Source organism: Thermus thalpophilus, from assembly GCF_022760915.1.
Taxonomy (GTDB): domain Bacteria; phylum Deinococcota; class Deinococci; order Deinococcales; family Thermaceae; genus Thermus; species Thermus thalpophilus.
This window is the reverse complement of the sequence record NZ_JAKTNS010000028.1, coordinates 26,402-33,764: the sequence shown is the minus strand read 5'-3', so window position 1 is coordinate 33,764 and position 7,363 is coordinate 26,402. Positions and strand designations below refer to the sequence as shown.

Annotated in this window: 9 protein-coding genes; 4 read left to right on the top strand and 5 right to left on the bottom strand. The window is 69.3% G+C overall.

Going from position 1 to position 7,363, the window contains the following annotated elements:
- Window positions 1–166: 166 nt before the first annotated feature.
- Window positions 167–1,372 carry a S8 family peptidase gene (locus tag L0D17_RS09920; RefSeq protein WP_243094963.1) on the bottom strand — a complete coding sequence of 402 codons (1,206 nt, stop codon included), beginning with the start codon at window positions 1,370–1,372 and terminating at the stop codon, window positions 167–169.
- A 72-nt stretch (window positions 1,373–1,444) separates the two neighbouring features.
- On the opposite strand from L0D17_RS09920, the gene pyrF reads away from it, so the two are divergent.
- The 4 genes from pyrF to L0D17_RS09900 are packed head-to-tail and all read left to right on the top strand — an operon-like array spanning window position 1,445 to window position 4,736.
- Entirely contained in the window at window positions 1,445–2,215 is a 771-nt protein-coding gene (gene pyrF / locus L0D17_RS09915; RefSeq protein WP_243094962.1) for an orotidine-5'-phosphate decarboxylase, read from the top strand.
- A gap of 5 nt (window positions 2,216–2,220) precedes the next feature.
- A complete protein-coding gene (gene pyrE / locus L0D17_RS09910; protein ID WP_243094961.1) occupies window positions 2,221–2,772 on the top strand; it encodes an orotate phosphoribosyltransferase in 552 nt (183 codons plus the stop codon).
- Window positions 2,773–3,771, top strand: coding sequence for a hypothetical protein (locus tag L0D17_RS09905; RefSeq protein ID WP_243094960.1), 999 nt, complete (start codon window positions 2,773–2,775; stop codon window positions 3,769–3,771).
- A complete protein-coding gene (locus L0D17_RS09900) occupies window positions 3,768–4,736 on the top strand; it encodes an NAD(P)H-dependent glycerol-3-phosphate dehydrogenase (protein WP_039459075.1) in 969 nt (322 codons plus the stop codon). Before L0D17_RS09905 ends, L0D17_RS09900 begins: the two co-directional genes overlap by 4 nt.
- Here the strand turns inward: L0D17_RS09900 and L0D17_RS09895 are convergent.
- From L0D17_RS09895 to L0D17_RS09880, 4 genes are read right to left on the bottom strand one after another with little or no spacing between them, the layout of a single operon-like run.
- Window positions 4,733–5,443, bottom strand: a complete 711-nt coding sequence (locus L0D17_RS09895) for an alpha/beta fold hydrolase (RefSeq protein ID WP_039459074.1) — start codon at window positions 5,441–5,443, stop codon at window positions 4,733–4,735. The genes L0D17_RS09900 and L0D17_RS09895 overlap by 4 nt on opposite strands.
- Before the next feature lie 10 nt (window positions 5,444–5,453).
- Window positions 5,454–5,660, bottom strand: coding sequence for a hypothetical protein (locus L0D17_RS09890; protein ID WP_039459072.1), 207 nt, complete (start codon window positions 5,658–5,660; stop codon window positions 5,454–5,456).
- Window positions 5,657–6,073 (bottom strand): Fe-S cluster assembly sulfur transfer protein SufU, encoded by a 417-nt coding sequence (gene sufU / locus L0D17_RS09885; protein WP_039459070.1) that lies wholly within the window; start codon window positions 6,071–6,073, stop codon window positions 5,657–5,659. Before sufU ends, L0D17_RS09890 begins: the two co-directional genes overlap by 4 nt.
- Window positions 6,074–6,095: 22 nt before the next feature.
- Window positions 6,096–7,355, bottom strand: a complete 1,260-nt coding sequence (locus tag L0D17_RS09880) for a sensor histidine kinase (protein WP_243094959.1) — start codon at window positions 7,353–7,355, stop codon at window positions 6,096–6,098.
- Window positions 7,356–7,363: the final 8 nt, after the last annotated feature.

Below are 7,363 nucleotides of genomic sequence, written 5' to 3'. Positions count from 1 at the left end.
GTAACAAGGTAGCTGTACCGGAAGGTGCGGCTGGATCACCTCCTTTCTAAGGAGCAACCACGCCCGTTCTCGCGCTTTCAAGATCCCCCGCTATAGCCGGAGCGAGGAACCCCCCGTTAGGGGGGTTTCCTGTTTAGGCCCCTCCCATGCGGGAGGGGCCTTGGCTTCAGAAGCCCCGGACGTTCAGGAAGGGCTCGGGGTGGGGATGCCCGGAGGTGTTGCTCCAGGAGGCGGTGCTCTCGGCGTTTTGCAGGAGGGCCGCCTTCACCTGGCTGGGGGTGTAGCTGGGGTAGCGGGAAAGGACCAGAGCGGCGGCCCCCGCCACATGGGGTGTGGCCATGGAGGTGCCGCTAATGGTGTTGTAGGCGGTGGTGGAGGTGTTCCAGGTGGAGAGGATGGAAACGCCGGGCGCCGCCAGGTCCACGTCGGGGCCGTAGTTGGACCAGGAAGGCCAGTCGTTCTGGCTGTTGGTGGCGCTCACGGTGATCACCTCGTCGTAGGCGGCGGGGGTGTGGTTGGCGGCGTTGTCCCCTTCGTTGCCGGCGGCCACCACCACGGTTATGCGGTAGTCGCAGACCGCTTTTTGAATGGCGTTGTGAAAAGCGTCCTGGGAGCGGGTGGTGGGGCAGTAGAGGCCGTCTTGGTCATCAGTGCCGCCGCCGCCTAGGCTCATGTTCACCACCTTGGGCTTGCCCCCGTTGTTGTGGGCGATGACCCAGTTCAGGCCTTGCACGATGCCGCTGATGGAGCCTGAGCCGGAGCCGGAGAGCACCTTGACCGCCCAAAGCTCGGCGGCGGGCGCCACTCCAAGGACCCCCACGGTGTTGTTCACCGCCGCCACGGTGCCGGCCACGTGGGTGCCGTGGCCGTTGTCGTCGTCGTAGGCGGCCTGGCACCGGCCACGACACTTCACCACGGCGTAGCCGCCTCGCAGGTTGGTCAGGTCTTCGTGGCCCACCTTAATGCCGGTGTCCAGCACGTAGACGGAGACGTTGCCGCCCTTGGCGGTGGTGGTGGGGGCGCCGATCCTTTCCACGCCCCAGGGCACGGTTTGGGCGGAGGCGCGCACCTCCCGGTCGGGGGTGAGGGCGTAGACCCGGGGGTCTTGGGCCAGGCGGCGGGCTTGGGCCTCGGGGAGGTTGCGGAGGATCACGGTGCTCAGGGCCTTGAGGCGGTCCTCCGCCGGGATGGCGAGGCCGTGGTCCCGTTCCAAGGCGGCCAGGGCCTCGGCGAAGCGCCCTTGGGCCTTGGGCTCCAGCACGGCGATGTAGGTGGTTCCCGTGCTGAGGCCTTGGGGAGCGAGGCTCGCTTGTTGCTGGCAGGCGGCCAGCGCCAGGAGGCCTAAAGCTAGGATGCCGATGCGTCCTTTCATACACCCTCCTCGTGGGTACGCCTGGTACTCTACGGGCCAAGCGGCCCGGCGTCAAGGCCTATAGTGATAGGCGTGGACTTTCTCCTGGCCCTAGAACGCCCTCCCTTGGTCCTAGGGGTGGACCCAAGGCCGGACCTCCACGGGCCCGAGCCCCTCACCCACCTGCGCCGCTACGCCTTGGCGCTCTTTGAGGCCCTGGCGGGGCGCCTGGCGGCGGTGAAGTTCCAGCTCGCCTTCTTTGAGGCCCTGGGCCCTGAGGGGATGGCCCTCCTCGTTGAGCTGGCCAGCGCCGCCCGGGTCATGGGCCTGCCCGTGATCTTTGACGGGAAGCGGGGGGATATTGGCTCCACGGCGGAGGCCTACGCCGAGGCCTACCTCCGCCGGTTTCCCGGAAGCGCCTTCACGGCAAACCCCTACCTGGGCCTGGACGCCCTCGCCCCCTTCTTCCGGGCGGCCGGGCAAAGCGGGGGTGCGGTCTTCGTCCTGGCCAAAACCTCCAACCCGGGCTCGGGCTTTCTCCAGGGCCTTCCCGTGGCGGGAAGGCCCCTTTACCTCCACCTGGCGGAGGCCTTGGCCCGGGAAGGGGAGGCCTTGCGGGAAGGCCCTTGGAGCCGGGTGGGGATGGTGGTGGGGGCCACGTACCCCGAGGCGGTGAAGGCGGTGCGGGAAGTGGCGCCTTCCGCTCCCCTCCTCCTTCCCGGCATCGGGGCCCAAGGGGGTAGCCCCTTGAAGGGCAGGGGCCTCCTCCTCGCCGCAAGCCGGGCCCTCTTCTACCCGGGGGGGAGGCCGGACCTCGAGGAGGCGAGGAAGGCGGCGGAAGCCCTCCTTGCCCTGGTAGAGTAGGGGGGATGGACGTCCTGGAGCTTTACCGGAGGACGGGGGCCCTTTTGGAAGGGCACTTCCTCCTGCGTTCGGGGATGCACTCTCCCCTTTTCCTACAGTCGGCGGCCCTCCTGCAACACCCCCTCTACGCCGAGGCGGTGGGGGAGGCCTTGGGCCGGCTCTTTGAGGACGAGACGGTGGACTTCGTCCTGGGCCCCGCCATCGGGGGGGTGATCCTTTCCTTCGTGGTGGCGCGGGCCTTGGGGGCCAGGGCCCTTTTCGCCGAGAAGGACGGCCTAGGGGGTATGACCATCCGCAAGGGGCTCACCCTGAACCCAGGGGAGCGCTTTTTGGCGGTGGAGGACGTGGTGACCACGGGGGAAAGCGTGCGGAAGGCCATCCGGGCGGCGGAGGCCCGGGGGGCGGTGTGCGTGGGGGTGGGGGCCATCGTGGACCGAAGCGGGGGCCGAGCGGCCTTTGGCGTCCCCTTCCGCGCCTTGGCCCGCCTCGAGGTGCCCCAGTACCCCCCCGAGGCCTGCCCCCTGTGCCAACAGGGCATCCCCCTGGAGGAGGTCTAGGTGCGCTGGCTCTTGGCCCTCGCCCTTGCCTTCTCCTTCGCCGCGGCAAGCCCCCAGGCGGCCCGGGAGGCGGTGGCCCGGTGGCTTGAGGGGAAGCTTTCCCCCAAGCTGGAAGAGATCCTCCGCGCCCCCCCTGGGGAGGCGCCAAGGCTTTTGCAGCGCTACGCCCTCTTCCCCCCGCCCCCCAAGGGGCTTTCCGTGAACCTGGAAAGCCCCAAGGTGGAGGGGAACCGGGTGCTTTTCCCCGCCGCCCTGGGGGAGGAGGTGGGGGAGGTGGTGGTGGTCCTGGAGGGGGGCGAGGTGCGCCGGGTCTTCTTCCGTCCCCAGGGCCTGGCCTTGCCCCCATACCTTCTCACCCCGGCGGCGGGGTGGGGGTTTTTGCTCCTAAGCCTTTTTTGGGGCTTTCTCCTCCTCCAGCCCTCGCCTTTTCGGGCCTGGTTCCTGGAAGCCTTGGCCCTCCTCCGGGCGCAACGGGGGCTTTACCTCTTCACCAACCTTTTCCTCTACGGCCTTTTCGCCCTGGGAAGCCTCCTGGCCTACGGGATGCCCGAGCTGGCCCGGGCGGTGCAGGCCCTTTTCGGGGGGGCCCTGGAGGCCATCGGCCTCGAGGAGGCGGTGGGGAAAGGGGTCCTCGTCCTCGCCGGGGTCATCTTTCACTGGAACTTTAGCCAAGGCCTCCTGCTCACCGGGCTCGTCCCCGCCCTTTTCCTCGGGCTTCCCGTCCTGCTCCTCAACGCCCTCCGCTACTTCGCCTTCGGCTTCGCCCTCTCCCCGGCCGTCCTTGGGCCCACCTTCCTCCTGCACCTGCCCACGCTTCTTTTGGAGCTCCAGGCCTATATTCTGGTGACCTTTGGCGGGCTCGCCCTCCTGGCCCACACGGCCCGGGGGGAGGGGTACCGGAAGGGGTTGCGGGCGCTTTTCCTTAGCTTTTACCTGGGGGCTTTCTTCCTGCTCCTCGCCGCCTGGTACGAGGCTTGGGAGGTGAGGTTTCTCCTATGAAGGTGGCCATTTTGGGGGCAGGGGCCTGGGGCACGGCCTTGGGCGTCCTTTTGGCCAGCAAGGGCATCCCCACGGCGCTCCTTTGCCGCAGGAAGGAGCACGCCGAGGCCCTGCGGGCGCACCGGGAGAACAAGGAATACCTTCCCGGGGTGGCCCTTCCCGCCTACCTTTACCCCACCCACGACCCGGAGGAGGCGCTTTCAGGGGCGGAGTTCGCCGTGGTGGCGCTTCCTTCCAAAGCCCTGGACACCCTTAGGGACCTCCCCCAGGCCCCCTGGTACCTTTCCGCCACCAAGGGACTCTTCTTCCGGGAGGGGGCGCTCCTCACCCCGAGCCAGGTGGTGGCCGCCCTCACGGGCCGGCCCGTGGCCGCCCTTTCCGGACCCAACCACGCCGAGGAGGTGGCCCGCTTCCTGCCCACGGCCAGCGTGGCGGCGGGCCCCGAGGCCCTGGCCCGGCGGGCGCAGGAGGTCTTCCATAGCCCCACCTTTCGCGTCTACACCAGCGCCGACCTCCGGGGGGTGGAGCTGGGCGGGGGGCTCAAAAACGTCCTGGCCCTGGCGGCGGGGATGGTGGACGGGCTTAGACTTGGGGACAACGCCAAGGCCGCCCTCCTTACCCGGGGCCTCAAGGAGATGGTGCGCTTCGGCACCGCCCAGGGGGGGGAGGAGGCCACCTTTTACGGCCTTGCCGGCCTGGGCGACCTCCTCGCCACCGCCTATAGCCTGCACTCCCGCAACCGGGGGGCGGGGGAAAGGCTGGTGCGGGGGGAGGCCTTGGAGCGCCTCGAGGACCGCGGGGTGGTGGAGGGGCTGTACGCGGTGAAGGCCCTCATGGCCTGGCGGCGGGAAGCGGAGGTGGAGCTTCCCATCGCCGAGGCGGTCTACCGGGTGGCCTACGAGGGGCTAGACCCCTTAAAGGCCCTCCAGGAACTCATGGGACGGGAGCCGAAGGCGGAGGGCTAAAAGGTTTCCGCCAGGAAGCCCAAAAGAGCGGTGCGGAAGGCCTTGGGGTTTTCCAGGTTGGCCAGGTGCCCCGCCTCGGGCAGGATGAGGGCCCGGGCCTCGGGAAGCGCCCGCGCCAGGCGTTTGGCCTCCTCCGGGGGGGTTAGGGTGTCCTCCTCTCCCACCAGGACCAGGGCGGGGCGGCGCATCCCGGGGAGAAGGGGGGTGGAGTCGGGGCGCTCGGCCAAGGCCTTTAGGCTTTCCGCCACCGCCTCGGGGCTGGCCTGGAGGATGAGCTCCTTGGCCCTGGCCACCACCTCGGGCCGCTCCGCCTGGGTGGCGCGGCCCAAGTGGCTCGGCAAAAGGACCTCGGGCAAAAAGCCCACCCCTTCCCGGAGCACCCGCTCCCTCAGGGCGTGGCGGTTTCGCTTGGCTTCCTCTGTGTCGGGCCCCGCGCGGGTGTCCGCCAGGACGAAGCCCAAGAAACGCTCGGGGGCCCTTCGCCAAAGCTCAAAGATGAGGTAGCCCCCCATGGAAAGCCCCACGAAAACCGCCTCCTCCATCCCCGCCTCGTCCATTTCCTTGAGGACCTTTTCCGCCGCCTGGGGCAGGCTCAGGCCCAGGTAGTGGGGGGCGAGGACGGGGAGCCGGCCCCGGAAGTGGCGAAGCTCCCCTTCCCACATCCCAGGGTTGTAGGGAAAGGCGTGGAGGAAGACCAGGCCCCTCATGGCCCCTAGCTTACCCCGAAGCCTCCACCGGCTCCCCCTCTAGCCCCAAGGCCTTGAGGCGGGCCTGAAGGGCGGGGTCTTCCACCACCACGAAGTTCTCCTTGCCCCGGGTTTCCGCCCTGAGCCGCCCCTCCCGGGCCGCCTCCTTCCAGGCCTCCATGAGGTCGGGGTGCCGGAGAAGAAGGGGGGTCACCTTGTGGGCGGGGTAGCGCCTCACCGCAAGGCCTCCTCGAGGGCGTGCCAGGCCAGGGTGGCGCACTTGACCCGGGCGGGGAGCTTGGCCACCCCTTGGAGGGCCAGAAGGTCCCCCAGGGCGGGGTCGGGAGGAGTGCCCTCCACCACCATGGCCTGGAACTTGCGGGAGAGCTCCAAAGCCTCCGCCACCTTTTTCCCCTTCACCGCCTCGGTCATCATGGAGGCGCTGGCGGTGCTAATGGCGCACCCCTGGCCTTGGAAGCGGATGTCGGCGATGGTGTCCCCCTCCAGGAGGACCATCACCTCCACCTGGTCCCCGCAGGAGGGGTTCATCCCCCCGGCCCGCTTGGTGGCCTGGTGCAAGGCCCCGAAGTTCTTGGGGTTTTGGTAGTGCTTTAGGATGGTTTCCCGATAAAGCTCATCCAGAACGCCCATTGCCCTTACTCTACCCCAAAGGCTACCCCTCCGCCTCCAGAAGGGGGAGACGCACCCGGAAGACCGTGCGTCCGGGGCGGCTTTCCACGGCGATCTCCCCCCCGTGGGCCTGGGCGATGGCCTGGGCGATGGCAAGCCCCAGCCCCGTGCCCCCCCCGGGCCCCCGGGCGAAGCGCCGGAAGAGGTGGGGCAGGAGGTCCTCGGGGATGCCGGGGCCGCTGTCTTCCACCTCCAAAAGCGCCTGGTCCCCTTCCCGACGAAGGCGCACCCTTACCCCCTCTTTCCCCGCGGCCCGCACCCCGTTGGAAAGGAGGTTGCGGAGCATCTGCAAGAGCCGGTCAGGGTCCCCCAGGACCTCGGCCTCCTCCCCCCCGAAGGCCACCCCGTACTCCCTCGCCGCCTCTTGGGCCAAGGCCTTCAGGTCCACGATGTGGGGATTGAGGCTAAAGCCCATCTCCCCCCGGGCCAAGGCCAGGAGGTCCTCCACCAGGCGGCGCATCCTTTCCGCCGTGGCCCGGGCGGTGGCGAGGGCTTCCCCGTCCAAGGGGTTTCGCGCCAGGCGGTCCAGGTGACCCAGGAGCACCGTGAGGGGGGTGCGGAGCTCGTGGCTCGCCTCGGCCAGAAAGGCCCGCTCCTCTTCCTTGGCCTCCTTGAGGGCCTTTAGGAGGGCGTTCACCGCCTCCACCATGCGCCCGAACTCGTCCTGGGGAAGGGTAAGGGGCACGGGGTCCAGGCGCTCGGGACTTCGTTGGGCGATTTCCCGGGCGGCGGCTTCCAGGGGGCGGGTGGCCAGGCGGGCGGTGAGGTAGACCAGGCCCAGCCCCAAGGGGAAGAGGAGGAAAAAGGCCTCCACCAAAGACCGCCGCAAGGCGGCCAGGGCCAGGTCAATGGGGGCGGTGTCCTGGGTGAGGGCGACGACCCCGAGGGGCGTGCGCACCCAGGCGGCGGCGAAGCCCTTTTGGAAGGCCACCCGCGGGGTTTCCCCCGCCCCCTTAAGCGCCTCTCGGGGCAGGCGGTGCTCGGGCCGGGTGAGGAGGAGGGGCTCCCCGTCTTCCGCGTACAGGTGGAGGTACACGCCCCCCGTGGCGATGAGGCTTCCCGCCTGGCCTTTGCGGTAGGCCTCCGCCGCCCTCCTGGCGTCCTCGAGGAGGGTGGCATCGAGGTGGCCCCTCAGGGCCCGCTCCACCCCCCGGCCCGCCAGATAAAGGGCCCCCACCAGGAAGAGGAGCCAAAGGAGGCTAAAGGAGAGGAAAAGGCGTAGGCGAAACGATAGGGGCGGCATGGGGAGCC

Bases quoted from the DNA above. Each gene is read 5' to 3' on its own strand.
- L0D17_RS09900 (WP_039459075.1), top strand. From the start codon at position 3,768: ATGAAGGTGGCCATTTTGGGGGCAGGGGCCTGGGGCACGGCCTTGGGC.
- sufU (WP_039459070.1), bottom strand. From the start codon at position 6,073: ATGGGCGTTCTGGATGAGCTTTATCGGGAAACCATCCTAAAGCACTAC.
- L0D17_RS09880 (WP_243094959.1), bottom strand. From the start codon at position 7,355: ATGCCGCCCCTATCGTTTCGCCTACGCCTTTTCCTCTCCTTTAGCCTC.
- pyrE (WP_243094961.1), top strand. From the start codon at position 2,221: ATGGACGTCCTGGAGCTTTACCGGAGGACGGGGGCCCTTTTGGAAGGG.
- L0D17_RS09895 (WP_039459074.1), bottom strand. From the start codon at position 5,443: ATGAGGGGCCTGGTCTTCCTCCACGCCTTTCCCTACAACCCTGGGATG.
- L0D17_RS09920 (WP_243094963.1), bottom strand. From the start codon at position 1,372: ATGAAAGGACGCATCGGCATCCTAGCTTTAGGCCTCCTGGCGCTGGCC.